The organism is Cutibacterium namnetense (assembly GCF_001642025.1).
Lineage (GTDB): Bacteria > Actinomycetota > Actinomycetes > Propionibacteriales > Propionibacteriaceae > Cutibacterium > Cutibacterium namnetense.
Map to the genome: position 1 here is coordinate 357910 of NZ_LWHO01000001.1, position 26200 is coordinate 384109.

24 protein-coding genes, 1 tRNA gene and 2 pseudogenes are annotated in these 26200 nt (G+C 61.9%); 21 read left to right on the forward strand and 6 right to left on the reverse strand.

Annotated elements, in window-relative coordinates; genetic code table 11:
* Positions 1 to 173: 173 nt before the first annotated feature.
* The 7 genes from ssd (at position 174) to A5483_RS01480 (ending at position 5216) form a co-directional block, all read left to right on the forward strand.
* Positions 174 to 1232, forward strand: coding sequence for a septum site-determining protein Ssd (ssd, locus tag A5483_RS01445; RefSeq protein WP_042842909.1), 1059 nt, complete (start codon positions 174 to 176; stop codon positions 1230 to 1232).
* Positions 1229 to 2395, forward strand: coding sequence for a TadA family conjugal transfer-associated ATPase (locus tag A5483_RS01450; protein ID WP_063810797.1), 1167 nt, complete (start codon positions 1229 to 1231; stop codon positions 2393 to 2395). The genes ssd and A5483_RS01450 overlap by 4 nt, the downstream gene beginning before the upstream one ends.
* A complete protein-coding gene (locus tag A5483_RS01455; RefSeq protein WP_063810798.1) occupies positions 2392 to 3162 on the forward strand; it encodes a type II secretion system F family protein in 771 nt (256 codons plus the stop codon). Before A5483_RS01450 ends, A5483_RS01455 begins: the two co-directional genes overlap by 4 nt.
* Positions 3159 to 3908 carry a type II secretion system F family protein gene (locus A5483_RS12590; RefSeq protein WP_325051180.1) on the forward strand — a complete coding sequence of 250 codons (750 nt, stop codon included), beginning with the start codon at positions 3159 to 3161 and terminating at the stop codon, positions 3906 to 3908. Before A5483_RS01455 ends, A5483_RS12590 begins: the two co-directional genes overlap by 4 nt.
* Before the next feature lie 209 nt (positions 3909 to 4117).
* Positions 4118 to 4405, forward strand: a complete 288-nt coding sequence (locus A5483_RS01470; RefSeq protein ID WP_002549471.1) for a DUF4244 domain-containing protein — start codon at positions 4118 to 4120, stop codon at positions 4403 to 4405.
* 89 nt (positions 4406 to 4494) lie between these two features.
* Positions 4495 to 4812 carry a TadE family type IV pilus minor pilin gene (locus tag A5483_RS01475; RefSeq protein WP_002549638.1) on the forward strand — a complete coding sequence of 106 codons (318 nt, stop codon included), beginning with the start codon at positions 4495 to 4497 and terminating at the stop codon, positions 4810 to 4812.
* On the forward strand, positions 4809 to 5216 hold the full coding sequence (locus tag A5483_RS01480) for an Rv3654c family TadE-like protein (RefSeq protein ID WP_063810799.1): 408 nt from the start codon (positions 4809 to 4811) through the stop codon (positions 5214 to 5216). Before A5483_RS01475 ends, A5483_RS01480 begins: the two co-directional genes overlap by 4 nt.
* Before the next feature lie 73 nt (positions 5217 to 5289).
* Here A5483_RS01480 and A5483_RS01485 read toward each other — a convergent pair.
* Positions 5290 to 5565 (reverse strand): annotated as a pseudogene (locus tag A5483_RS01485) (Zn-binding domain-containing protein); the annotation flags it as partial.
* 26 nt (positions 5566 to 5591) lie between these two features.
* Here A5483_RS01485 and A5483_RS12320 point away from each other — a divergent pair.
* Positions 5592 to 6110, forward strand: coding sequence for an AcrVA2 family anti-CRISPR protein (locus tag A5483_RS12320; protein WP_241497661.1), 519 nt, complete (start codon positions 5592 to 5594; stop codon positions 6108 to 6110).
* 51 nt (positions 6111 to 6161) lie between these two features.
* Here the strand turns inward: A5483_RS12320 and A5483_RS01495 are convergent, their stop codons facing one another.
* Entirely contained in the window at positions 6162 to 6404 is a 243-nt protein-coding gene (locus tag A5483_RS01495; protein ID WP_002520158.1) for a hypothetical protein, read from the reverse strand.
* Positions 6401 to 6991 (reverse strand): ParA family protein, encoded by a 591-nt coding sequence (locus A5483_RS01500; protein WP_002520157.1) that lies wholly within the window; start codon positions 6989 to 6991, stop codon positions 6401 to 6403. The genes A5483_RS01495 and A5483_RS01500 overlap by 4 nt, the downstream gene beginning before the upstream one ends.
* A 338-nt stretch (positions 6992 to 7329) precedes the next feature.
* Between A5483_RS01500 and A5483_RS01505 the strand changes: the two genes are divergently transcribed.
* Positions 7330 to 7572: a hypothetical protein gene (locus tag A5483_RS01505; protein ID WP_233492627.1), complete on the forward strand. Its 243-nt coding sequence runs from the start codon at positions 7330 to 7332 to the stop codon at positions 7570 to 7572.
* 1193 nt (positions 7573 to 8765) lie between these two features.
* The gene (locus tag A5483_RS12510) at positions 8766 to 8897 is read left to right on the forward strand and encodes a hypothetical protein (protein WP_002520153.1); all 132 of its coding nucleotides are present in this window, start codon (positions 8766 to 8768) and stop codon (positions 8895 to 8897) included.
* A 367-nt stretch (positions 8898 to 9264) separates the two neighbouring features.
* Here the strand turns inward: A5483_RS12510 and A5483_RS01510 are convergent.
* Positions 9265 to 11289 (reverse strand): annotated as a pseudogene (locus A5483_RS01510) (DEAD/DEAH box helicase); the annotation flags it as partial.
* Here A5483_RS01510 and A5483_RS01515 point away from each other — a divergent pair.
* The 10 genes from A5483_RS01515 (at position 11277) to A5483_RS01560 (ending at position 23424) form a co-directional block, all read left to right on the forward strand.
* Complete coding sequence (locus A5483_RS01515) at positions 11277 to 12794, forward strand: methyltransferase (RefSeq protein ID WP_063810801.1); 1518 nt, start codon at positions 11277 to 11279, stop codon at positions 12792 to 12794. The pseudogene A5483_RS01510 and the gene A5483_RS01515 overlap by 13 nt on opposite strands.
* Positions 12795 to 12891: 97 nt before the next feature.
* Positions 12892 to 13176 carry a DUF2249 domain-containing protein gene (locus A5483_RS01520; RefSeq protein ID WP_002549611.1) on the forward strand — a complete coding sequence of 95 codons (285 nt, stop codon included), beginning with the start codon at positions 12892 to 12894 and terminating at the stop codon, positions 13174 to 13176.
* Between the two features lie 246 nt (positions 13177 to 13422).
* On the forward strand, positions 13423 to 16230 hold the full coding sequence (topA, locus tag A5483_RS01525) for a type I DNA topoisomerase (RefSeq protein ID WP_063810802.1): 2808 nt from the start codon (positions 13423 to 13425) through the stop codon (positions 16228 to 16230).
* 1 nt (position 16231) lies between these two features.
* Entirely contained in the window at positions 16232 to 17719 is a 1488-nt protein-coding gene (locus A5483_RS01530) for a hypothetical protein (protein WP_063810803.1), read from the forward strand.
* Positions 17712 to 18359, forward strand: coding sequence for a dTMP kinase (tmk, locus tag A5483_RS01535; protein WP_063810804.1), 648 nt, complete (start codon positions 17712 to 17714; stop codon positions 18357 to 18359). The genes A5483_RS01530 and tmk overlap by 8 nt, the downstream gene beginning before the upstream one ends.
* A 45-nt stretch (positions 18360 to 18404) precedes the next feature.
* Entirely contained in the window at positions 18405 to 19613 is a 1209-nt protein-coding gene (locus A5483_RS01540) for a DNA polymerase III subunit delta' (RefSeq protein WP_002549524.1), read from the forward strand.
* A 128-nt stretch (positions 19614 to 19741) separates the two neighbouring features.
* Positions 19742 to 20548, forward strand: coding sequence for a DoxX family protein (locus A5483_RS01545; RefSeq protein WP_002549612.1), 807 nt, complete (start codon positions 19742 to 19744; stop codon positions 20546 to 20548).
* Between the two features lie 74 nt (positions 20549 to 20622).
* Positions 20623 to 21285, forward strand: coding sequence for a regulatory iron-sulfur-containing complex subunit RicT (ricT, locus tag A5483_RS01550; protein WP_002549543.1), 663 nt, complete (start codon positions 20623 to 20625; stop codon positions 21283 to 21285).
* Between the two features lie 257 nt (positions 21286 to 21542).
* On the forward strand, positions 21543 to 22982 hold the full coding sequence (locus A5483_RS01555) for an alpha/beta hydrolase (RefSeq protein WP_176607891.1): 1440 nt from the start codon (positions 21543 to 21545) through the stop codon (positions 22980 to 22982).
* A 109-nt stretch (positions 22983 to 23091) separates the two neighbouring features.
* On the forward strand, positions 23092 to 23424 hold the full coding sequence (locus tag A5483_RS01560) for a hypothetical protein (RefSeq protein ID WP_063810805.1): 333 nt from the start codon (positions 23092 to 23094) through the stop codon (positions 23422 to 23424).
* Between the two features lie 35 nt (positions 23425 to 23459).
* Here the strand turns inward: A5483_RS01560 and A5483_RS01565 are convergent, their stop codons facing one another.
* Entirely contained in the window at positions 23460 to 25109 is a 1650-nt protein-coding gene (locus A5483_RS01565) for a DUF885 domain-containing protein (protein WP_063810949.1), read from the reverse strand.
* 156 nt (positions 25110 to 25265) lie between these two features.
* Here A5483_RS01565 and A5483_RS01570 point away from each other — a divergent pair.
* A tRNA-Thr gene (locus A5483_RS01570) sits at positions 25266 to 25341 on the forward strand.
* Positions 25342 to 25364: 23 nt separating this feature from the next.
* Here the strand turns inward: A5483_RS01570 and A5483_RS01575 are convergent.
* The gene (locus tag A5483_RS01575) at positions 25365 to 26129 is read right to left on the reverse strand and encodes a trimeric intracellular cation channel family protein (protein WP_002549670.1); all 765 of its coding nucleotides are present in this window, start codon (positions 26127 to 26129) and stop codon (positions 25365 to 25367) included.
* Between the last annotated feature and the right edge of the window lie 71 nt (positions 26130 to 26200).

Genomic DNA, 26200 nt, shown 5'->3' on the forward strand with positions numbered 1-26200 from the left:
ATTCGAATGTGCCGCTGGGAAGACGCGGTGTGGAGGAGACTGCCATGGCCCCGATTGTAGAGGGACTCGCTGGAGCCAGGGTTGTCCACAGGGGTTTTGTCGGCGAGTTGGCCGTTTTCCACAGATCTGAAATTGGGTGACGGATTCTGCTGCTTCCGACGACAACTGAAGGTATGAAGATTCTTGGACAGGGACGGGACGCTGCCGCGCGTCGGCCTGCGCATAGCGCTGCCCCGGAGGAGACGGCGGTCGCCCTGGTGACCCGGGATAGTCGGTTGGCGGAAGTCGTCGGATCAGTCGCTGCCAGCGGTGGGGTCGGTGTCGATGTCATGGGCAGCCGGGAAGCCGTGTCGCGTGTCTGGCCGAGGCATAGCCCGTTGCTGGTTGGGGCGGACATGGCTGGGTCGGTGATGGCATGGGGGCTGCCCTCCCGCCCGAGCACCCATGTCGTTGGTTTTGACGCCGAGGAGGCCGCACGGTGGTCGGCAGGACTATCGGCCAGCGTCATCGTCGTGCCACGAGCCAACCAGGTGCTTACTGAGATTCTCCATGACGAACTGGCGACGACATCAAGGGCCACGGTGGTGCAGGTGAAGTCGAGCGGAGGCGGGACTGGGGTAAGCACCCTGGCAACAGGCCTGGCATGGGCCGCTGCGAAGTCGGGGATGAAGACTGGGTTAGTTGAACTTGATGCCAGTGGCGGTGGGATCGATCTGCTGTTGGGTATTGAGCGAAAAGATGGGTGGCGGTGGCCCGAGTTAGCGTCGGCGCGCGGGGTGACGACTGATCTAGGGTCTCATTTGCCTTCCCTTGACGGCGTCGAGGTGGTGAGCGCAGGCAGGGTTGGTACCCACGTGCCGCCAGCAGCTCGTAGAGCTGTGATCGATTCCCTGGCCGGCGATCACGATCTTGTCGTCGTGGATCCGGGAGGTCTAGACGCCCCGGAGATCACAGTAGACGTCCGGATCGGCGTGGTATCAGCCGATCTCAGATCTGTGATGACGGCCAGAGGGCGGGACCTTCCGGACCTCCTAGTTGCGCGGCGGGGACCGGGGCGCTCCATGCCTGACGAGGACGTCGAGTCGGTGTTGGGGGTTCGGCCAGATCTGACGATCAAGGATGACCGCCGACTGGCGCGTGGCCAGGGGGCCGGAGAAGCGCCATGGGTGGTGGCCTCCCAGCGCTGGCGTCGCGGGTGCGCTGAGCTCGTGAGGCAGGTGATGGGATCATGAGTGGGGAGGAGCCGGATCTCGAGCTCGTCGAGCAGGTGCGACGCCGACTGGCTGGTCTCGCGCGGGGCTGGACGCCGATGGATGTAGCCCATGCCATTCTCGATTGTGGCCGGGTGGCTTCAGATAAAACCGTACTGGCGGTTGTTGAAGAGCTGCGACGCACCAGTACTGGGGCTGGGCGACTGGATCCTCTGCTGGTGATGGATGGCGTCACTGACGTCCTCGTCAACGGTCCCGATCACGTGTTTATCGACCGTGGACAAGGTCTAGAGCTGACTGACGTCACCTTCAGCGGGCCGGAGGAAGTAAGGGCGCTGGCAGTGCGGCTGGCTGCAGCGGTGGGGCGCCGGCTCGATGACGGCAACCCCTGGGTGGATGCCAGACTGCCCGATGGCACCAGGGTCCACGCTGTCTTGGACGTGCTGGCAAGGCCGGGGACTTGTCTCAGTTTGCGAGTGCCGTCTCGACGTTGCCTCTCCCTCGACGACTGGGTGGCCGGGGGATCGATGGCGCCGGGGTGCCGACGCATGATCGACACGATTTTGAGCCGGAAATTGGCGTTTTTGGTGACTGGGGGTACTGGAACCGGCAAGACGACCCTACTTTCAGCGATGCTGACGAGCTTGCCGCCAGACCAACGATTGGTCATCGTGGAGGACTCCCGGGAGATCTGGATCGACCATCCGCACTGGGTGTCTATGGAGGCCCGGGCAGCCAATTCTGAGGGCAAAGGATCGGTGACTCTGACTGACTTGGTTCGGCAGTGTTTGCGAATGAGACCCGACCGGATCGTCCTTGGAGAGGTGCGAGGAGCGGAACTGCGAGATCTCCTCATGGCCCTCAACACCGGTCACGAAGGTGGTTGCGGGACAGTGCACGCTAACGGCGTGGCAGAGGTGCCGGCACGTCTGGAGGCTCTGGCAGCTTTGGGTGGGTTATCTCGGGAGGCGGCATCGGCTCAGATCACCGCAGCCCTCCACGCCGTCATTCACGTGGAGAGGGGAGAGAGGGGACGACGGGTGGCAGAGATTGGGGTCTTCGTCGATGTCGAGGGTCGAGCTGTGGTCCTACCCGCCGTGCGGTGGGATGCGGACGGCGTGATGACTCCTGGCGACGGTGCGGGGAGATTGTCGCAGCTGCTCGGAATGGAGGTGGCGCGGTGACAGTCATCGGGGCCGCTGTGCTCATAGGTTTAGCGGTGTGGATGATGATGCCACCTGCCACGAGGAAGCAGGAGGGGCGGCATCTGCCAGCGTGGTCGGGAGTACCGGTGGGCTTCGTGGCGGCCTGGTTGCTCTTTGGCGCGGGCGGTGTGGTGTGGGCCGTTATGGCGGTGGCGGTAGGCCAGACGGTACTCGTCGTCGTGCGGCGTCAGCGTCGAAGAGCTCAGATTCTTAAGGGTGGCCGCGAAGTTGCGCGGGCGACAAGGGCTTTGGCGGGACGGGTGTCGGTGGGGGAAATCCCCGCTGTTGCTTTAGAACACGTGGCTAGTGACGTCGAGGTATTGGCTCAGGCTCGGCGGGCTCAAGCAGTGGGCGGAAGTGTTCCCGACGCCCTTATGGCTACCTCCCGACAACCAGGGATGGCTGGCCTGGTGCCACTAGCCCATGCGTGGCACTTGGCGGCGACGACAGGTGCACCCCTAGCCCCAGCGGCGAGATCCGTGGCGGAAGGAACAGCTCGACGAGCCCGCCTGGAAGCCACCCTGGACTCCGAACTCGCGGCTGCTCGGGCGTCGGGGCGGATTATGGGTCTGCTACCCCTGGTCGGATTGCTCATGGGCCATGTCATCGGAGCACGACCCACGGTGTTCCTCACCACCACATGGCTGGGGAGAGGCTGTCTGGTGGGAGCGACCCTTCTCGCGTGTCTTGGGGTGTTGTGGAGCGAATCTTTGGCTGACCGGGTAGCGAGGGAGGCACTGCCATGAATGGCGTCGATGTGACGGGAACCCTCCTGCCGGCGATGATTATGGCCGGTATCGCGGCGTGGTTGGTCGTCCCGCAGACAGCACGAACACGCACCCAGGGTCGCAGACCACCTCCCCTTTGGTTAGCTCCTCGCCCAGGTGCCCCAGCAGCGGAGATGCGAATGCTGGCGGGGCTCGTTGCAGCCTGCGCGACCGTTGTCGGGGTGCCGTGGCCGCTTCCGGTAGCGGCGGGGCTATCTGTGGTTGCCGGAGCGGTGGTCTGGTGGGGCTCTGGTCGGCTTGAGTCATCGGGGCATAGACAAATGGAACAGCGTCGGGCGGCCCAATTACCCGAGACCCTCATGATGCTCTCGAGCGCGATGGAAGCTGGGCTGCCATTGCGGTCCGCAGTAGGGACGGTTGCTGAGTCGTTGGAAGGGCCATGTGCTGAAGACTTGCGTCGATTGGCGTCGTCCTTGGCGGCAGGAGTGCCGGACTCGAAGGCTTGGAACGAACTCGCATCGGTAGCGGTGTGGCGTGATCCTGCTCAGGACGTTTCACGAGCCGTGAACTCTGGTGAAGGGATTAGTGAACTGCTGTCGGCCCATGCTGCGCAGCTTCAAGTCGCAGCCGCAGAAAAGGCCGAGAAGAAGGCGCGCAAGGCGGGGGTTGACGCCATCGGTCCGCTGGTGTGCTGTCACCTTCCAGCCTTCCTGCTGGTTGGGGTGGTGCCGATTATTGCCGGAATGGTGTTGGGCGCACTGTGACGATATGGGCCGTGCTGTGAGGGCGCGGCCCATATCGTCATGCCCGACAACGGTTGTCCACAGGGGGTTTGGGTGGGGGTAGGGAGGTTATCCACAGAAATAAAACGGCCTGACGGATTTCGGGAGTTCAGACGACAACTGGAGGTGTGAGGCGCGGGCCTCACAGAGGTCGGGAGTGGCCCGGCCGAAGGAACAGACAGGAGACGACAGTGTCTGAGAACACCGATCCAACGACGGAACCCGTCATCTCTGCTAGGTCTCTCGACCTGGTCGGCGCTACCGATGTGGTAGAGCCCCGTCATCGAGGACGCTACCGAGCAGCGCGCAACAAGATCGTTGATCGTGGCATGGCTACTGCGGAGTACGCCGTCGGCATGCTTGCTGCCGTCGCGCTCGCACTGGTCTTGCTCAAGATCGTCACCCATCAGGAGGTCTTTACGAAGCTGCTCAAGCTGGTTGTCAGCATCATCGGCAAGGCAGGAGGCATGCTGCCGTGACAGCGCTGGCTCGTCGTGGCGGACACCCACGGGCGTCCGCCACGCCGGGTCGCTCCCCGCGGCGATCCCGGCAGAGTGTGTCGCGGGGGATGGTGACGGTCGAGATGGCTGTCAGTCTCATCGCAGCCACCCTGGTGGTGGCAACCAGTTGTTGGGTGGTGGGGCTGGTCGTCGTCGAGGATGCCTGCCGTACGACGGCTGCCCAAGTGGCCCGTCAGATGGCTCGCGGGGATACGGCGTCGGCTCGACAGGCCGAGAGCAACGCACCTACTGGCGCCAGGGTATCTACCACCACATCAGGCGGCTGGGTCAACGTGACTGTTCAGGTTGACCGGTCGTTGGGAAGGCTCGGGCCGGTACATCTGCGAGGACAGGCTCGCTCCCCGATGGAACCAGGGCAGTCATGATGGATGTGGAGTTGCCAAGAGTCGGGTCTCGTGACGCCAAAGCGGGTAGGGAACGAGGCTCAGGAACCCTGTTGTTGGCGGCTGTCGGGGTGGGGTTCATCGCGGCAGTGTGGTTGTCACTGCTAATTACGGGATGGTGGTCCGCGACCCATCATGCGGAAGAGACGTCCGACATCGTCGCATTGGCCGCTGGAGGAGCCCAGGCCGTCGGGGAGCCCGGCTGCCCTGTGGCCGAGCGCACCGCCAGAGCCAACGGGGCTGAATTGACGTCGTGCGTGGTGCACAACACAGAGAAGGGGTTATCCGTGACCGTCGAGGTTGGGGTGCAGCTTCACCGCGGATGGGAGTTGCCGGGAATGCCTACCAGGGTGGTGAAGTCGTCTCGGGCTGGCCCGGTGCAATGAGAGCTCCGCCCCAGGACTGCCGGTGAGAGAACATGAATGGTTCTGAGGGCGGCGGTGGTCTGTCGATGAGCGACTAGACCAGCGGATCCATTGCTGCCGTCAGTGCGGCGGCAGCGGCCTTATCGAGCATCTGGTTGGCGTTGCCACACTTGGGTGAGACGACGCAGGCGGGGCATCCAGACTCGCACGGACATTGGGCTAGGCGCACGGTGGCGGCATGCCACCATTCTTCGGCCCTCTCAAAACCGGCCTGGGCGAATCCAGCCCCACCGGCCTGACCGTCATGGACGACGACGGTACACGCTCCAGTGTCGGGCAACATCACGGTCGACACCCCGCCAACATCCCATGGATTCTGGGCGTGTGCACGTGGTGATGTGCACACGCACACCCCGGCTGCCCAACCCGGTTTATGCGGTGGCCTCCCCACTGACGGTGGTGGAGAAAATCACGGTGCCCACCGGCATCGAGTTCGAGACCATGGAGTCCAGGATCCTGACCCCCGGCGGCGTGACAGGCGTCTCACGGCAGGGCACACGCATGATGATCCGGTTGGCGTCATGGCTGGGTGCCGCGTGGGTGCTCATGGCGACTCCGACGGTGTCGGAGCCGCACCCTATGGATGGCCGGTGGGGAGGCCCAGCAACGGGGCAGACCCGGCCGCGTGATCGGGTGACCGTGGTCGACATGCGGCCCATGAGGCAGGTGCACACCACCACCGACCCCACCGGCAGGCGGTTGACGACCCGGCATGTCGTGCGAGGACACTGGACACACCAACCCTACGGCCCGGCCCGCAGTCTCCGACGCCTGCAGTGGGTCGCCCCATTCATCCGCGGCCCCGAAGGGGCTCCGTTCGTCGGCACCGACACCGTCACCGTATGGCGCCGCTAGATACGCGGGCGCGGGGGGTTGACGAACGATGCCCCCCTCTTTGTGTTGTGATCAGTCGTGATCGGCGGGTTTTAGGTCGGGGTAGGTGTCGAGAATGGCCTTGAGGACGAGGTCTTGGATTGTGGTGTCATTCTGGGCTGCCTTGACCTTCAGTCCAACGCCGATGTCCCGGGGGATTCTGGTCTGCAACTTGAACAGGTCTGCCTCCTTGGTTTTGAACAGTTTGGCTGCAGGGTTGGCAACGGGCTGTTCTTGGCGCTGGCGTCCAAGGTTGCTTTTCTTTCGGGCGGTCATGACATCATCTCCAACAGTTCGTCGGCAACATCGGCGAAGAAGGCGATAGTTTCCGGCTCAGGGGTACAGCCGTAGGCGCGCTTGATGACTTGACGCTTGGGAATGACGTGATCGACCAACTGCGTCTGGGAGTCGTTGGCTAGAAGGTCGCGACCTTCCTTGAACAGGGAGGTATTCGGTTCAGCTTTGGAAAGCAGCACCACGCGCGGGGTTCCTGCGGCGGCGTCGTGCGTCTCCCAGGTGCGCGCCATGTCGAGCCCGGACGTGTCGGTGGGGATGATAACCAGATCGGCGGCGCGAATGGCGGCGGTGATGATGTCACCGTTGCCCGGCGGGGTGTCAATGATGACAACTTCTTCGGGTCCGGCGACGAGGTGCTGGAGCGTCGCCTTGTTGGCCGGTTCCACGGGGAACCCCAAGGGGTCGGCGTTACTCAGTGTGCACTCGGCCCAGGATGATGCTGACCCTTGAGGGTCGGCATCTTTGACGCGGACCATACGGCCCGTCTCATGGAGAGCTGCAGCCAGCAGGATCGCTGCCGTGGTCTTACCGACGCCACCCTTGGCGTTGATAATGCTCCAGATCATGGTGACACCTTTCAGTGAGGATGCATATCAGTTTACCTGCAAGGAGTAAAGACGGCAAGCAGTTATGCCGTTTCTGCGGCAAGCCGTCTTGCATCCTTGGATGTATAGATAGTTGTCTACTTATGGTTGTGGATCGTGGTGTCTCGTACCAGGATTTAGTGTGCTCGCTGATATGCACGACTTTCGGGCGGCCTGATCTGGCGGTGGTGCCACTAACCCAGGAGTCTGATCCGCAAGGTGTCCTCGACTTTGAGGAAGGGGTCTCTGCTTTCGTGTTGACCTAAAGTCAACGGCCCTGGGCGATCACTGAATCCTAATAACTTTGTATCCTTCCCTGATTGCATCTTAGCATCCTTGAATTCAAACAGGGATGGAGCCATGCTGTTTTGACGACATGGATGCACTGGGGTTTGGTTGTTGCCGATGCGGAGCGTCAGGCGGCCCGGGACGCCGCCACCGCCGACACGCTGCGGGAGATCGTGGGACTGCTGGGCCGGGGCGGCGAGGTCCCGCCCGCCAAGACGGGGCGTAAGACGACCGGCAGGCCGGCCCCGGCCCGCAAGTCGTCGGCCACGCAGTAAAGGCAGGGATCCGTCCCTACGCAGAGAGCGGAGGCAGATCCTGGGGGATCCGACTCTTCGGTTCCGTGATCTTCCCGGAGATCTTCCCGGATCCCCCAGGGCTCATCCTGATACGGGGTCCGCCGACGGACCCCGTATCAGTGGGGGCGCTGCCACCAGTGATGGCGGGCGGGTCGGTCGGCGTCTAGGCCCCGCCCGATGGTCGCCTGGTCTACCTCGCAGGCCCGTGCTGTTGCCGAGGCCGAGAACGTCTGCCCACTTGTTGCCGATTCAGTCCCCTCTCCGTCTGCCATGTCGCCAACCTTTCCTATCTGGCGTGCTCATGGACATGCCCGGGCACGCCCTCGCTGCTCAGAGGCCTGCTCGTTCCACCTCTGGCCGCGAACCGTATTTCTGCTGACCACTCCTCGTGCGTGAATATTTGCCAGCCTTGGCCATTCATATTTGGACTACTCTGCACCAGATATCGGACTGGGAAACCTCTTGCACATCTCTAATTGTCATCTATTCGTTGGGCGCGCGCTGTTAGATCGTGATCATACCAATCAGAAGACAAAGCGACGCCCTTTTGAGCGGCTTTTCGAACGATTCTAGACCGCGCTATATCAGCATTTCTACCGCGCGGCCAGAGTGCTACACTAAATTCCTCTCTGCAATCCTTAAGTCCATTCTTTACTTCCTCATCCAATTTCTGCGACAGCATTTTTATGGAAGCATCGCACTCTGACTCATCATCAAATGCCTCAATTGCGTGCGTTCGCCATTCACGGCGCGTATTATCGTAGCCGTAATGAAGTATTACCCACCGATCCACAGAATCATCGTTAGGATCTACAACTGTCATGAATGGCCCAACTCTCGCTCTGGTGTATTCTCAATTGCAGTTCAGTGACTTTACTTGACCAGTCCCGGATTTAGTAGACGTAGACGGAGAGTACCCCGCCGGGAACTTGACTGACATCACTGCTGTACCGTACTGCTTTCCCGGGTGGCAACCATCGTAAGCAGCATTTGCCGTGACGTACCTAGTGCTCTTTCTCTGAGTGCCGGTAATCGCCTTATATGGTACAGGTGGGTGAATCGTAGCCGTTACGGCTACCGATGACACGTTTGCATCACATGAAGCTGTGGCGACATAATTAGTTGTCCCATTGACATGATGAGAGTCGTGGACATACTGTCGAGGATCGAGAGTGCAGGTTATTGTTGACGCCGTTGTTCTGGTACCAGCTGCTTTCGAGCTCTTTGTTGCAGTTACAGTCTGCGGCCCTGAAGGTTTTACTGACGCGACTGATGTGTTCGCGTGTTTTGCGGCAGTGCTTTGATTTGGTTGTGCTTGTGTAGCAGTTGCTGATGTCGCAGTGATGCCCCCATTACCATAGCTGTGATTATGGCGTAGTCTTTACGCTTCATTGCGCCCCCAAATAAGCATGTTAGTTTGCTATTTTGAATAGGATACGAGACATCGCCATGACTTGTCAAGGGCAGAAGTAGAAAGAATCGGGGGGTATCAAGAAAGATGTGCTTTCATCAGGACGAAAGCGGATGGGTCCGTTCGACTTGGTGACGAATGATCCGGCCTTGCGTCGCGGAGACCAGGCCGGCGAGTTTGTCGAGCAGGGCCGCCGTGGCCTCATCGTCGGGCACATCACTAAAGGGACGAACAACCATGACGGCTAGGGCCAGAAACGATCGATCACACGGTGAGAACATCGGCAATAGCCCAATTGCGGTGTGCTCAGCGCCGTGGGCCGCCCCTGCCAAATGGACGGCATCTAACTTGAGGTCGTCTACGACTGCGTCCGGGATGACCCACCAGCAGGCTTTAGTGATCATGGTGTGGGTGGGCATCTCAAGGGCCACTGAGTCCCACACATCGTTAGTGATTTCGTCGCGACGCAGGTACCCAACGACCTGCTCCGTCAATTCCACCTGTCCGTATGCCACGTACCCGCGCCCGAAGTCGCGACGCCTCTCCTGCCGAAGGATTCTCACCGTCGACGCTGATTGCGGTTGAGTCCAGTATCCCGGCAGGTCCTGGTGCACCAGAGCATGGTGCTCTATCGGATGGTATTCATCGACTAGCCACTGATCCCCTTGGTGTAGGTACACCGCGCCTGGATGCACGGTACGGTCTGCGGTGGCTTCGTCGGCCACCCCGATGATCCTCCCAGTGGACATATCGACAATGTCAATCCCCTTGCCTGCCGCCGATCGCAGGTCGATGGCGTCGACAGCTCGCTCTGGCCGGGTCCAGAACAGCCGATTCCCGCGGCGGCGCAGTACGTGTTGGCCAGCCAGCATGTCGCACATCTCAGTAAAAGCCGATCCGTAAAACTCTTCGTCGGCAGGGGAGAGGTACGCCTCCTGGGCGGCTGCAGCTAGATGCGGGCCGAGCACGTACGGGTTATCCGGGTGCAGGACAGTCGCCTCCACCGAGGACGAGAACAACAACTCGGCGTGCCCAAAGAGGTATTGGTCCAACGGATTTTCCCGGGCTACGAGCACCACCAACGCATCATGCCCGGACCGTCCGGCACGACCAGCCTGCTGCCACAAGTCTGACAACCGTCCTGGGTACCCGGCGATAACGACGGCGTCCATCCCTGAAATATCTACGCCCAGTTCCAGAGCATTCGTCGCGACGACAGCCCGCACCGAACCGTCCTGCAGCCTGGCCTCGATACGTCGTCGGTCCTCGGGAAGGTATCCGGCCCGATACGAGGCGACCCGAGCCCCGCTGGTCACCCTGTCCTGGGCATGGGCAGAGATGACCTCTGCTAGGGAACGCGAGGCGACGAAACATATCGTCTGTAATCCGGCATCGGCCAGGTCAGCTACCAGTCCCGTGGCATCGTTGCTCACCGACTCGGCGGGCTGCCACAAGATGACGTCACGGCCCGGGTGCGGGGAACAGTCCTCGTCAACAACCTCTACCTTCTCTACCCCGAGCAGACGAGCCCCGGCCTCGGCTGCGTTCGTCGAGGTCGCGCTAGAAAGCAGGAATACCGGATCTGCGCCATGCATCCGACAAAGCCGGCGTAGTCGGCGAATAACCTGGGCCACGTGTGCTCCGAAGACTCCGCGATATCGGTGGGCTTCGTCAATGACGACATATCGCAGACTTCCGAGCAGGGAGGCCCACCGCGAATGAGATGGCAGCACGGTGCGGTGCAACATGTCCGGGTTCGTGAGGACGTATCGGGCCTGTTCCCGGGCGAAGCGACGCTCGGCGTCGTCGGAGTCGCCGTCGAGGGTAGAGACCAGCCAATCCTTCGGCCCAACCTCGCGACAAACGCGTTCCTGGTCGTGGGCTAGGGCCTTCGTCGGGGCCAGGTACAGGGCGCTGTTGCGGTGCAGGCGATCCCGCAACGATGCCGGCAGGTCAGGAGTTGGCGGCTCTGGCAGCACTGGGGCGGCCGATGCCGTCGCAGCCATGATCGGCAACAAGTAGGCCAAGGTCTTGCCCGATGCCGTTGCGGTGCAAATCGCTGCATGACGGCCCGCTTTTGTTAGCTCGGCGAATCGTGCCTGGTGCTCCCACGGCCGATGTATCCCGGCAGCCTCGACCGCTTGACGACAATCCTCAGGGAACCACGGCGGCCACTCACAGGTGCGTCCTGCTGCGGCCGCGCGATGATCGAGGTAGACCACCTGAGGGCTGGCCAACAACCGCGACACAGCGTCGCGGGTTGACGGGACAGATGGAACGATCACGCGCCAAGATTGCCACTATGGGCAGACACCTCACCGTCGACGAGATCGAACAGTTGCGGAACACTTTCACCGATATCGGGTACCTCACTGACCCCGTCATGGCCGCTATTGAGGACTCTGGGCAGGCCGGGTTGACGAGAAATAGCACCACGCCGGCTTTGCGGGCTCTGGCAGGGCGCACTGATGCTCTGGCTGGCACTATCCGACTATGGCTGTTGCAGCAGCCCGTTCCCGTTGAGCAGTTGGCGCCGTTGCCGCTGCAAGCCCTCGCTGAGGCTGGCATTGTCAGCATTGCGGGATCGACAGCTCGCGCCCTGGTCGATCTGCGCCCCTACGGATCCCCCGATGACGGCGCGTCGGGGTGGACCGTCTCTGACCTCACCCCAGGCTTGGATAAGGGCATCACTCAAATCCGCCCTGACTACGTACTAGGCGTTTCCCCGGCATCAGTCTCGCTGACTCAGATGGCCGTTCCGACTCACGTAGGACGCGCCCTCGACTTAGGCTGCGGATGTGGCGTCCAGTCCCTGCACCTGTCGCGCCACGCGGACTATGTCATAGCCACTGATGTCAACCCTCGAGCCCTCGAGATGGCTCAGCTCACTTGCCGTCTTTCTCACGCCGACGTGGATATCCGGAACGGATCCCTCTACGACCCTTGCGGAGGCGACACCTTCGACCTCATCGTTACTAATCCGCCCTACGTTATGGCTCCGCCTAGCCGTGATGGTCAACGGCTGGTTTATCGAGAGGGCGGGTTTTCCGGGGACGGCTTGGTTGAGGCCGTGGTTCGTGGTGCCCCTGATCGTCTCAATGACGGCGGGATGCTCCAGGTTCTTGCCAACTGGGCTCACCTAGGTGACCAGCCGTGGTCTGAGAGACTCGCTACCTGGGTCGAGGGGACCGGCTGCGATCTGTGGGTGGTTGAGCGTGAACATCTCGACGTCTGCGAGTACATCGAAACGTGGCTCACCGATGCCGGGTTGGACGGGTCTGCCCAGTGGCGGGCCCGCTACGACGAGTGGTTGTCCTATTTCGACGCCCTCGGCATCACTGGTGTTTCCCTGGGGTGGATCACCCTGGCCAAGGCCGGCCGGGACGATCCCGATCTCTGCTTTGAGGAGTGGCCCTGGCAGGTTGCACAACCGATTGGTGAAAGGATGGCCGGGCGCTCGCAGGCTGTCACCTGGGCGCGTCTCGATGACGAGGACCTGCTTGCCCGACGCTGGCGCATCGCCCCCGACGTTGACAACGAAACCACCGGACGCCCCGGTGCCGCCGATCCCGATCATATTGTGTTGCGTCAGCGTCGCGGGCTGTGCCGGGCCGTCGAGATGACGACGGCCTCAGGGGGAGTGCTGGGTGCTTGCGATGGGGAGCTCACCTTGGCTCAGATCACTGGTGCGGTGTCGGCGATCCTTGAGGTTGACTATGACGCTTTGCTCGCCGAGGTGCTTCCTCTGGTTCGGGAGTGTTTGCGCTACGGGATTCTTGAGACCGCCTGACTGAGCCGAGTGGACACTGACCGTCGCAACCCTCAATGTCACGCCGCAATCATCGCTGCGCTATTTTTGGCGAAGCAATCATTAAAAAGGAGAACCGATGACTGATCACCAGGAGATCCCACTGGCTGAGACCCACCGCTGCAGCTGTGGTGAAACCGACACCGGGCTGCCCGAGCTCGATGTGCGCACTATTGCGCACGCTATCCGTCACGGTGCCGTCATCGGCGCCTTCGCGCAGCTGCAGCCGGGCGCCTCGATGATTCTTATCGCCCCGCACAACCCGCTGCCTCTGCTGAGTCAGCTCGAGCAGATTAACGGAGCCTTGGGCATTGAGTACCTCTCCGAGGATCCCTGGCGTATCAAGCTCACCAAGCAGGCCTGACTTGGGATGTGCCGTTAGGGTGTGAGTGCGCTCCACCCCCCAACCCGCCCCGTTGCGTAGGCTGTAGTAGGTCCATGCGGCGGGCCCGTTGGAGGGCGGAGCGCTTCCTTTTTGGACGAGTTCGAGGTGCCGGATGCGACGGCTGTTGTTACGGTTGACGCGCGGCCACCGGCGACGGTGCCGCTACATTGGGCTGCGGACCGTCCATTTTGGGCAGCCCACATCACGTCAACGGAGAAGGCAGGAATGTCACCGACCAAGAGCCTCGTCATCGTCGAGTCCCCCCATAAGGCCACGATGATCGCCGGGTACCTGGGGCCCAAGTACACCGTGCGAGCTAGCCAGGGTCACGTGCGCGACCTGCCCACTAGCGCATCCGAGGTTCCCGCCAAATACAAGGGGGAGCCATGGGCGCGTACCGGAGTCAACGTCGACGATAAGTTCACCCCTATCTACGTCGTTTCCCCAGAAAAGCGGTCGACGATCCGCGAGCTCAAGAACCTGCTCAAGGACTCTGACGAGCTCCTGCTCGCTACCGATGGTGACCGCGAAGGGGAGGCCATCGCCTGGCATCTGCTTGACGAGCTCAGGCCGAAGGTGCCGGTGCGGCGCATGGTGTTCAACGAAATCACCGAGAAGGCTATCAACGACGCTGTCGCTCGTACCCGAGAGCTCGACACAGACCTCGTCGACGCCCAGGAGACTCGACGCATCCTGGACCGTCTTTACGGTTACGAGGTCTCCCCGGTGCTGTGGAAGAAAGTACTGCCGAAGCTGTCGGCAGGCCGCGTGCAGTCGGTGGCTACCCGTTTAGTCGTCGATCGTGAGCGCGAGCGGATGGCATTCACTAGCGCGAACTACTGGGACATGGAGGCGACCCTGGCCGCCGACTCGGATGAGTTTCAGGCCCGCTTGGTCTACCTTGATGACACCAAGATCGCCACCGGTCGAGACTTCGATTCCCACGGCAACCTCACATCCAAGGTGCGCCGCCTTGACGAAGCTACCGCAAGCGCCATCGCGAAGGCCCTCGAGAAGGCTCCATTCGCTGTCACCAAGGTGGAGTCCAAGCCGTACACCCGCCGCCCCTACGCCCCCTTCCGCACCACAACCCTGCAGCAGGAGGCAGGCCGTAAGCTCGGCTTCACCTCCCAGCGCACCATGTCAGTGGCCCAGAACCTCTACGAGGGCGGCTACATCACCTACATGCGTACCGACTCGGTGGCCTTGTCTCAGGAGGCCATCCACGCGGCCCGCCGCCAGGCTGCCGAGCTCTACGGTTCCGACCACGTGCCGGACAAGCCGCGCATCTACGCCTCCAAGGTGAAAAACGCCCAGGAAGCCCACGAGGCTATTCGTCCTGCCGGCGAGCACTTCCGCACTCCTGCTGAAACCGGTCTGAAGGGCGACGATTTCAAGCTTTACGAGTTGGTCTGGATGCGCACCCTCGCCTCCCAGATGGCCGATGCCAAGGGCGAGACTCTTTCGGTGACGATCGACGCTACCCCGGCCTCACCAGTGAGCCTGCCCGGCGGTGACGTCACCACCGCTAGGTTTACTGCGTCTGGCCGCACTATCACTTTCCACGGCTTCTTGCGTGCTTACGTCGAGTCCGTCGATGAAGGAGCCTCTGACGATGCTCAGAAACGTTTGCCCCAGTTGTCGCAGGGGCAGAAGCTGGATCCGCGCGAGGTGACCGCTAACGGGCACGACACGCGCCCACCGGCCCGCTACACCGAGCCCAGCCTGGTGGCGAAGCTGGAGGAACTCGAGATCGGCCGTCCGTCGACGTACGCATCAATTATCCGCACTATCACCAGCCGCGACTACGTTTTCAAGAGGGGCTCGGCGCTGGTGCCGACCTGGCTCGCTTTCGCCGTCACTAGGTTGTTGGAGGAACACTTTTCCAACCTCGTCGACTACCAGTTCACCGCCGACATGGAGGAAACCCTCGACCAGATCGCCCGAGGTAATGCCGATCGGGTGGCGGTGCTTTCAGCCTTCTACTTCGGCCAGACCAAGTCCGACGACGGTGACGTCCCGACGCCCACCGAGGACCATGAGGGTCTGCACCAGCTCGTCACTGAGCTTGGTGACATCGACGCGCGCACGATCTGCACCTTCCCACTGGGCGATTCTGACGTCGTCGTGCGGGTGGGTCGCTACGGTACCTACGTCGAGGACGCCGAGGGCAACCGAGCCAATGTCGACGACGCGTTACCCCCTGACGAGCTCACCGTTGAGGCTGCCAAGGAGCTGCTGGCAAGCCCGAACGGTCAGGACCGCGAGCTCGGTCTGGATCCGCACAGCCATCGTCCGATTGTGGCCCGCAATGGGAGGTTCGGCCCTTACGTCACCGAAGTCCTTGACGACGATGAGGCCACTGAGATCGTCGAGACGACAATCAAGGAGGGCAAGAAGCGTCGCACCAAGCGCAAGGTGAAGCCGCGTACTGCCAGTTTGTTCAGATCGATGAACCTTGAGACCGTCACCCTTGACGAGGCCCTCAAGCTGCTCTCGCTGCCCCGGGTGGTCGGAACGGCCGCCGACGGCACCGAGATCACTGCCCAGAACGGGCGTTACGGCCCATATCTCAAGAAGGGAACTGACTCGCGTTCCTTGGGTAATGAGGACGAGATTTTCTCCATCACCTTGGAGCAGGCCGAAGCTATTTACGCCCAGCCCAAGCAGCGGGGCCGTGCTGCTGCCAAACCGCCGCTGCGCGAACTTGGCGAGGATCCGACCTCGGGCCGGCCGATCGTCGTCAAGGATGGGCGTTTCGGCCCCTACGTCACTGACGGCCAAACCAACGCGACCCTCCGCCGGGACGACTCGGTCGAGGACATCACCCCAGAGCGCGCTCAGGAACTGTTGGCCGAGAAGAGGGCCAAGGGTCCAGCCAAGAAGAGCCCAGCCAAGAGGAAGACGACGCGGAAGACGACCGCTGGCAAAACCACCTCGAAGAAGTCGACGACTAAGACCGCCTCAAAGTCCGCCTCGTCTAAGGCGTCTAAGGCGACCAAGGCGACCGCGAAGACGTCGTCAGGAAGCTGAGATGATGACGGGCTGGCGTTCGGGCAGCACCGAACCGTTGTACTTCGAGTTGGCGTGGACGGCTGCTCGACCGGTTCCAGCCGACCTGCGCACTTCCGTTGCCGCCGTCGGGGCCCGTCGGACCATCGAATGCGAGGTCACCTTGCTGGACTCCCCGGACCACCGGCTGCTGAGGTCGGGGATTGTCGTCGCCCATCGTGTCGTGGACGGGTTGGGGGAGTGGTACATGGACGCCCCGGAGTGGTCCCCATGGCTGCCGGTGGCCCGGTCAGTAGCCCTCGACGCCGCCGGTGAACTGCCGCAAGACTTCACCTGCCTGGCCCGTCCTTTCCTGCGCGGGGCGACTCTTTGCCCGGTCGCGGCTTTGTCCTGGGAACGCAACGAGACGAGCCTGGAGGCACCCGACTCCACTAAGTTGGCTCTCATCCGAGACGACCGCATCGCCGTCGTCCAGTCGGGGGTGACGACATCGCGGGTTCGTGAGTTGACGATCACCCCACGGCGGGGGCTGACAGAGGGGCAGCGGGAGTGGCTCACTAGCCGGATTCTGGCTCTGGACGGCGTGCCAGTCTCCCGGCACCCTTCGGTCTTGCGACGTCTCGGCCCGGGGGCTGGCGCGCTGACCGATTATCCGCGTCCGCACCTTCATGATGGCGCGGGGGTGCAGACGTGGGTATCGGCTCAGCTAGCCGGACATTTGCGCAACGTCATCGAGGCCGATCTGGCGGCTCGTTGCCAGGGAATGGATTTAGGCCCCACCGAGACCACGCGAACGGAGCCGCGCGTTCTTCCGGAGTCACCCGATCGCACTGATCTGGTGGGGATGGGATACGACCCGGTGACGACGTCGGTTCCGAGCATCCACGACGGGCGCCACGGGTCTATTCGGCCGCTTCAGGAGGAGATTCGGGCGCTATCGGAGGCCCTGGACGCAATGTCGGGTCTGCTTGATCACGCGTGGGTCGAACGTGCCCAGAGCTTGTGTTTGCGGGTGATGGATCTGGATCCCCGTCATGTCAGTATTCATAACCTTCCTCGGGAGTATTACCAGTTGCTCGAGGAGATCACGGCGGCGGCGCGGTCCCCGCGTCTTACCGTTAATCCTGATCAGCCTGCCCGTCCCACTATGAAGCGCATGCTCCGGAAATCGGTTACTGATGCAGTAACCAAGTGCGATGACGTTGAGGATGTACAGGGATGGTCAACAGCCGAGGCCGCGGTTCGCCACGCAGCAGCGGTCGCCGGAATCCTCGACACTGGTCGTGCTGAAAAGCTAGCTAAGCGGCTGCGCCCCGTCGTCAAAGAGATAGCCCCGACTAAGCGCAGCGTGACCGAGGTTGTTGACGTCTCTGAAATGTCTCCTCAGGAAGCTTTTGAGGCCGGACGTGAGGTCGAACGCGCGTGGGCGTCGTTGTCTGCGGCCCGACAGTCGTTTAAGGACGACTGGCAACAGCATCGTCGCAAGATCCTGAAGGCTATCCATGACTGATCAACAGACGGTGGCTGGCCGCGATCTAGGCGGAGTATTTGTTGTTTTCGAGGGTGGAGACGGTGCTGGTAAGACGACCCAGTCCCGACTGCTCGAGCAGTGGCTGACGGCTGAGAGGATCCCCCATCTGATGACTCGCGAGCCTGGAGACTCCTGGCTTGGGCAGCGGATCCGAGAGCTGGTGCTTTCTCCTGACTCGGGACCGATCTCCTCGCGTGCCGAGGCTCTGCTGTACAACGCCGATAAGGCTCAACACGTCGACGAGGTTGTCATTCCAGCCCTGAAAAAGGGCAAGGTCGTCGTGTGCGACCGCTACGTTGATTCGACTATCGCTTATCAGGGGGCGGGTAGGGTCCTCGATCCTGCCGAGGTTGGCCAGCTCGCGAGCTGGGCGACGACCGGCCTGGTGCCGGATTTGACGGTTCTGCTCGACGTCGATCCGTGCGAAGGGGCCGGCAAGATCGCTGCCAAGGATCGTCTGGAAGCTGCTGGTGACGAGTTCCACCTTCGGGTGCGTCAGTATTTCCTTGATCTCGCTGCAGCCCACCCGCAGCGGTACCTTGTGCTCGACGCGCGGAAGACTCGTAAGGAGATCAGTGAGGTCATCCGTTGTCGCGTGGCTGGACTGCTCAATCGGTGAGGAATCGAACGTTGCGGTGTCGGGCTGATCTGCAACGATGATCTTGTGAGTGATGTGTTGACCGGCGTGTGGGCCGATCTCGTGGGTCAGGAGAAGGCCGTCGGGGTACTGCGTCGTGCTACCGAGTCCCAGCCGGGGCGCTCCTCTCATGCGATGAGTCACGCGTGGCTTATTACGGGCCCGCCTGGATCGGGTCGGTCGAATGCCGCGAAAGCCTTTGCAGCTGCCCTACAGTGCGTCGACCATGGGTGCGGGCAGTGCAACGCCTGTCGAACTGCCTTGTCAGGAGCCCATCCTGACGTCACTCTGGTGCGCACGGAGGCACTGTCTATTGGTGTCGACGAGGTGCGTGAATTGGTCCGTCGAGCGGCGATGAATCCGGTCCATGGGCGTCACCAGGTTGTCGTCGTCGAAGATGCGGACCGCATCACTGAGCGTGGGGCTGACGCCCTACTCAAGGCCATCGAGGAGCCTGCGCCGAAGACCGTCTGGCTGCTGTGTGCCCCTACTCCTGAGGATGTCATTGTCACGATTAGGTCGAGGTGTCGACGCCTTCACTTGGCTACTCCGCGCGATGAGGCTGTGGCAGATTTACTCGTGCGGCGCGACGGGATTGCCCCGGAGCTGGCTGCCGAAGCTGCTCGCGCTGGTCAAGGTCACATCGGGCGGGCGCGGCGCCTGGCTAGTGATCAGGAGGCTCGAGCCCGACGCAGTGCCATTGGTGAGCTTCCTACCCGGTTGCGGAGTCTGGGGGACTGCTTGCAAGCAGCCGAGGACCTCGTTAATCAGGCCAGTGAGGAAGCCGCAGCCGCTACCGCACAGGTTGATTCGGCCGAGCGGGCCGAGCTGGAGAAAGCTTTGGGATTTGGCTCCTCTGGTGCACGACCGCGCAATGCTCAAGCTGCTATGCGGGACCTTGAAAAGCAGCAATCCGCGCGATTGAAACGGTTACAGCGTGATGCCCTGGATCGCGTTTTGACGGAGCTGACGGCTTACCATCGTGATGTGCTGGCTATCCAAACCGGTGCCGTGCGTCCTGAGGAGGAAAACGCGTTACGAGGTGCTCGCCTTGTCAACGCTGGCTGGTCAGGGGCCCTTCATCGGGTAGCAGACTCGCACAGTCCTGAGCACACCGTTGCCACGATCGATGCGATTCTTGCGGCGCGCAATAGTCTAGAACGCGGCGTCACCCCGCTGCTGGTGATGGAAACTCTCCTTATCGCTATGACGGGAGCGGACCATGCCCGGTGGTGAAACCGCCTGTCAAGTGACGAAGTGAATAACAGCGGTGTGTTGCGTCGCTGTGGCAGCGAGTTTCGTGGCACAGTGTGAGTGTGCCGCGCCGTATCCTCGGTGCGGTCCCCAAGTCGTGAGGATTGAGCGTGAGCAAGGCGATCAAGAGGACTGCAGCGGACTCCACCGACGCCGAGACGACCCGGGTCATCCGGACGGGGGCCTCCCGTGTGGATGCCGATGCCAACCCCACTGAGGTCATCAACCCTAGTGACTCAGTGGACTCGCAGCGCACCAGCGTCATCGACGACGACGTTTTCCGTCCTGACTCTGAGACGACTCGTGTTGTGGACGATCGCGAGTTCAAGGAGGAGCGCCGTCGTCGCGAACTAGCTGAGCAGCGTGCCCGTGAGCGCGCCGACCGTCAGGCCATCGAGGCCGAGCGTCAGCGACGCGCTGCCCATGCTGAGCCTGAGCCGGAGCCGGTTGCTGAACCGGCCCCTATGCGCACCACCGATAAGGCCATGGCGTCGCTGGGTCTGTTCCTGTTCCGCCTCATCGTGGGCGGGGTTCTTGGGGTTCACGGATTCCAGCACCTCACCCAGCGAGACCTCACCTTGCGCGCGGTACAAACCCTTCCGTTGCCCAGCGGATACGCCCAGACCGGCGTGTGGGTGCTGGGCATCTGCGAGTGCGTTGCCGCAGTGTGCATCATTCTTGGCCTGTTTACCCGTGTCGCGGGAGCCGGCGTCATCGCGATCACGGTGCTGGCGTTGGCCTTCATCTTCTGGGGCAGTTTCGCCATCTTCAAGACGATGGGCTTCAAGGGTGAGCTGGAGCTACTGCTGGCTGGTTGCGGTGCGCTGTTGCTCTTCCTGGGTGCCGGCGGGTGGTCCATTGACGCCGCCTATCGGCACAGCCGTGCTGCTGCTAAGGCAGAGGAGGTCGGCTACTGAGCCGAGTCGCAGCGGTCGCCTTCCGCGAATACGGTCAACTTTTCCACCTCGACGTCGGGGCTCTCGACGTCGAGGTGGGTTCGTGGTTGTTATATCCCACCCCGGATGGGCCACTGGTGTGCCGGTGTGTGTGGGGCCCTGAAGAGGTTGATCTCGACGGGAAGTTACCGACGTGCCCTGGGGTAGCTGACGATGCTGCAGTTGCTGCTGCAGCGCGTGATCGACGCAACCGAGCCGAGATCTTGGAGACTGCCCGGCGCACTGTTGAGGATCTGGGCGTCGACATGGAGGTCTTGGCGGTCGACCTCGTCGAGTCCGATGGCGGCCGTGTCATCGCGGTGTATTTTCGCGCCCCACACCGAGTGGAGTTTGCGACCATCGTTGGCCCCCTTGCTGGGCGGCTACACGCCAGAATTGATCTGCGTCAGCTTCGCGGTCGCGATACGGCTAGGGTCGTCGGTGGAGTCGGGGTGTGCGGTCGTTCGTTGTGCTGTTCGACCTTCCTGCCCGAGCGGTTGACGGTGCCAAATCGTCTTGTCAATGAGCAAGGAATGGCCTCTAACCCCTTGGTCGTGACCGGGGCATGCGGCAAACTCATGTGTTGCCTGCGTTACGAGTCGCCTTATTACGCTGATTTTGAGGCTGCCCTCGGAGAGGCCCGCGTCCCGGATGGTTCGGGATGTCCGCTGGTGTCGGCGTGTTCTCGCAGGCGGCACCAGGAACATAAGGACGCCTGACCCCCAGGAGGAGCTCAATGACACGACGCGATTCGCGACGACGCATGATTGCGGCGGCTTTGGTGGCCAGTTCCCTGTTCACTGTTACCGCATGTACCTCTAAGGAGTCTGGGTCTACCCAGTCGGCCTCGACGGGTCGGCAGTCAGGGGATCGGTCGAGTGCCTCGCCGTCAGTGACAGCCTCGGTCACACCAGCTGTGGGTAAGGTCGACGCCAATCCGCCGGTAGCCTCTTTTAACCCGAAGGCACACGCCCTTATGGAAGGCCCGGAGAGCCCCGATCGGCAGACCATGCACCCAGCCGGAGGCGACAAAATTTTCGGCAAGGCACCTGCTGGTAAAGGAATGAAGCGGTACCTGTCGCGCAAGATTTCCTGGCACAGCTGTGGAAAGTTCCAGTGCGCAGATATTCCGGTGCCGTTGGACTGGGATGACCCGGACGGCCCAGCAATTACGTTGGCGCTCAAGCGCAAACCGGCTGAGGGTGCTGCCAAGGCGACCCTCTTCGTTAATCCCGGCGGCCCGGGTGGTTCCGGCCAGGAAATGGTGAATTCCTTCCAGTCATCGGCTTTCCCTAACCATGACGTCATTGGGTGGGATTTACGCGGTACGGGGGCGTCGACTCACGTCGATTGCGGCCCGGCAAAAGCGATGGATGACCTGTTCAACCTGGATGCCTCCCCTGACAACGAGGCTGAGTGGAATGCGCTTGTCCACGGTGCTAGGAACTTTGCGCAAAGTTGTCGAGCACACTCGGGGCAGCTGTTGGACCACGTCTCGACGATCGACACCGCTCGTGACCTCGACTACTTGAGGTATCTGGTGGGGGATAGGAAGCTTGATTATCTCGGCATTTCGTATGGCACCTTCCTCGGTGCTACCTACGCCGAGTTGTACCCAGGCCGCGTCGGACACATGGTGCTGGACTCGACGGTGAACATCACGAATCACGACACCGTCAGCCAAATTGTTGGATTCGATCGAGCTTTTGGTGATTTTGCGAAGTGGTGTGCCAAACAAGGGAAACGCTGCGCTTTGGGAACAAGCGAGGCTGAGGTTCGTAAAGCGACATTGAACTTCTTGGACCGTCTCGATGCTCATCCCATGAAGGTTAAGGACCGAGAACTGACGCAGAGCCTGGCGGGCACCGGGATCGCCTTGTTCCTGTATTCGGGTAAGGAGGCCTATTCGTACCTGCTCGTTTCCCTCGTTGGGGCCATGAAGAATCGTGATGCCAGCTACCTTTTGACGGCCTCTGATCTCCTCAATGGACGTGGCAAAGACGGTAAATGGGAGACGATCGCTTCGGCTTTCCCCGCGATCTCGTGTCTCGACCAGGCTGATTTTGGTCTGAAGCACGCGCGTCAGAAGTGGCCCAAGGAGGTAGCGAAGGCCCCGACATTGGGTAAAGCACTGGGTGAGACGCCAACCTGTGAGGTATGGACGGCTCACCCGGCCCCCCAGTTGTACCTGACTGCTCAGGGAGCAGCGCCAATCCTGGTGTTGGGAGCTACCGGTGATCCTGCGACCCCTTATGAGCAGGCCAAGTGGATGGCTGATCAGCTTAAGTCCGGTGTGTTGCTGACGTGGCGAGGATCCGGTCATTCCGCGTGGGAGCTGGGTAACCAATGCGTGAAGAAGGCTGTTGAGGGGTACGTCAACGACGGAAAGACCCCCAAGGGCAACACGGTGTGTTGATACGCCGTTACCTGACCTATTTTGAGCGACGTGCCGAGGATAAACGTGCGCGATCGTCGGGAGGTTTGGGAAGCGTCGTTACCCTTGTTTTCGTGAGGAGGGATCGCTCATGACCTTGGGCCAGCGCCACGTCATCGGCATTGTGGTGCGCGTTGTGGGCCTTGCCCTGCTCGCGGGCATTTTGCTCGCGCTGGAGTGGGCGTGGCGTTCACATGCGTGGAACGATCTCAAAGCTGTAGACGGGCGGTGCGTCCTGGTGGGCGCGAGAGTTGACGATGGGCGTATTCGGACGGTGGGGTGCCGCCAGAACGGTGCCCGGTACGTTAAAGACGTTGTCAGGCCTTCGTCGCAGTGTCCTCAGGGGCTGACCCGGGTGTCGGTACGCCACGAGTTGAGCCACGATACGGGGTACGTCGGGGCCCTGTGCGTGCGCAATCCTTAATTGCATCCCCCTCCCGCAAAAGTCCCAGAACCCGGCTAGGACAGTATCGCTCGACGCAGCACGTCTAATGGCAGAGCTCCCATCCGCAGCGCCGTGGTGTGGAACTCTTTAAGATCGAAGTTTGGATCCTTAGCCTTCGCGGCCTGGCGCAGTTCCAGCCAGGTGCGTTCACCGAGCTTGTAGGACGGTGCCTGTCCGGGCCAGCCGAAGTAGCGGTTGACTTCGTAGCGGGCAGATCCCTCGTCCATAGCGACGTGGTTGTTGAAGAACGTCCAGGCCTTGTCCCAGTCCCACTCGCCGCCACCGACCTCTTCAGGGGCAGTGAACTGGCAGTGCAGTCCAATGTCGAGGACGACGCGGGCGGCACGCATGGACTGCCCGTCGAGCAGGCCCATGAAGTGGCCGGGATCATTCATGTAGCCGAGGCCGGCCATCAGCCATTCAGCGTAGAGAGCCCAGCCCTCGCCGTAACCTGACGTCCAGTAGTTGCGTCGCCACGAGTTGAGCTCGTTACGAGCTGCGATGGCCGACGACGTCTGCAGGTGGTGGCCCGGAACGCCCTCGTGGTAGACGGTGGTCAGCTCACGCCACGTGGTGAAAGTGTCGACTCCTTCAGGCACCGACCACCACATCCGGCCAGGACGGGAGAAGTCGTCAGAAGGCGGGGTGTAGTAGACGCCGCCGTCATGGGTGGGAGCAATCATGCCCTCGATGCGACGGGCTTGGGTGGGGACCTCGAAGTGGGTGCCATCCAGGGAGGAGATGGCTTCGTCCGCGCGCTCCTGCATCCAGGCTTTGAGGGCTGCAGTGCCAGTGATCTGGTAGGCGGGATCGGCGTCGAGGATGGACATGGCCTCCTTGACGCTCGCTCCTGGGCGGATGCGTTCAGCTGTTTCGCGCTGCAGCTGTTCTATGCGGGCGAGCTCCTGTTTGCCCCACTCGTAGGTCTCGGCGAGGTCGACGGTGGTGCCGACGAACTGGCGGGACGCCAGTCGGTAGCGGTCGATGCCGACGGCGTCGGTTTCGGTAGCTAGCGGGGCAATCTCGCAGGAGAGGGTTTCGGCGGTGCGGCGGAAGTTCGCCTTGGCCGCGTCGATACCTTCAGCGAGTGCGGTCTGCACAGAGTCGGGTAGCTGACGGGATGTGGTTCGTTTGAGGTAGTCATCGAAGAATCCACCGTCGGAGGTCCATGCGGTGATCTGCTCGACGAGGAGGTTGACCTGGCGGACAGCTGGCGGGGTTCCGGCGTCGACGGCGGCGCGCTGGCTCTCCAGCCAGCCGTCCAGCGCCGGGCCGGTGGCATGAAGGCGACGTGCGACCGTCGAGACCTGGTCGGGAGTCTCGGTTGGCATGGCGTCGTAGACCTCACGGATCGTGTGGATTCCCGACGCGATGCCGTTGAGAGAAAGGAGATCGTAGCCCTTGTCGTGACTTTCTGCGTCTAAACCCAGGCTGGCGCGCATCGCCGAGACGGTGACCCGATCAGTGTCGTCGGCGGGCATGGCCTGGTCGAGTCGGTCGAGGGTGTCCATGGTGAGACGGTATTGGGCATCCAGCCCGGCAGGGGACAAATCGTCGTATTCGTCCTGGTTAAGATCCAGGCCGAGCGCGGTAGCGAGCGTAGGGCTGGACGCCACCATGGCATCCCAGTGGTGGTCGGCAACCTCGTCGACCTCTGATCCCATCTGATGGGCGGTATGTGCGTTGTCGTTGGTCACACAAAGACGCTATCGCGAGCCGACGACGAGTGTGAGGCGTGTGGTGTTCCACCAAGAAGTGTGTTGGTTTCGTGAAGTGGTAGTTGTGCCGGTATAGTTGCTCCGGCCTGCTGCGGCAGGCGTGCCAACTTAGCTCAGTCGGTAGAGCGACGCTCTCGTAAAGCGTAGGTCACGGGTTCGATTCCCGTAGTTGGCTCCAGAGCGGGTCCGACAACTGTTCCCCTATTCCTCTGGATTCTGTGGATTTTCGGTGTCTCTTTTCTGAACGTCCTGACGTGCACCCAGTTTTTCTGCACGCCGTGCGGCCCGAACGCGCAACAACTTTTGCACTTGGGAGGACGACAACTGCAAGGTCCATTCTGAGTTCTGGGGTAGCACCCATCGGCGGTGATGCGCCAAAGCTGTGAACCCTAGCCCGACCAGGGTCGCGAGCACCATCCCAAAGGATCCGTAACCGCACTTTTGTGCCACCACCATGACGACGGCTGAGGCCAACGCCGGAGTGGCATAGAGGTGGTTGCCACCGAAGACTTGCGGCACGTTCCCAGCGCAGACGTCACGAATCATTCCGCCACCGACGGCTGTCATGAGCCCCAGTAACAGGGCCGGCATGATGCCGAAGCCCGCAGTCAGGGTTTTGAGCGCCCCGGTAGCTGCCCAACATCCCAGCACCATGCCGTCAGCGAGGATGAGCGCGATGCGCCAGGGGCGGGATTCCAGCTTCCACAGCATCGCCACGCCAGCTCCAACTAGAGCGACTGTCAGGTAGCGAGGATCGGTGAGAGCTACTGGGGGAGCAGCTCCTAACAGGATGTCGCGAACCATTCCGCCGCCCAGAGCACTAGTAATTGCTAAGACGCAGAAACCTACAGCGTCGAAACGCTTAATACGGGCCAGCCGACCTCCCAGCACTCCGTTGAGGAGTACACCGGTGAGGTCGATGGCGCGAAAGATTTCGGGTAGGCAGGCGTTGAACTGGGAAAGCATCGCTGACAAGGTACCGTAGCGGTCCGCTCAAACCCGACTTGCGACCGCTCGTCCGAAGGGGTCGAACTTGC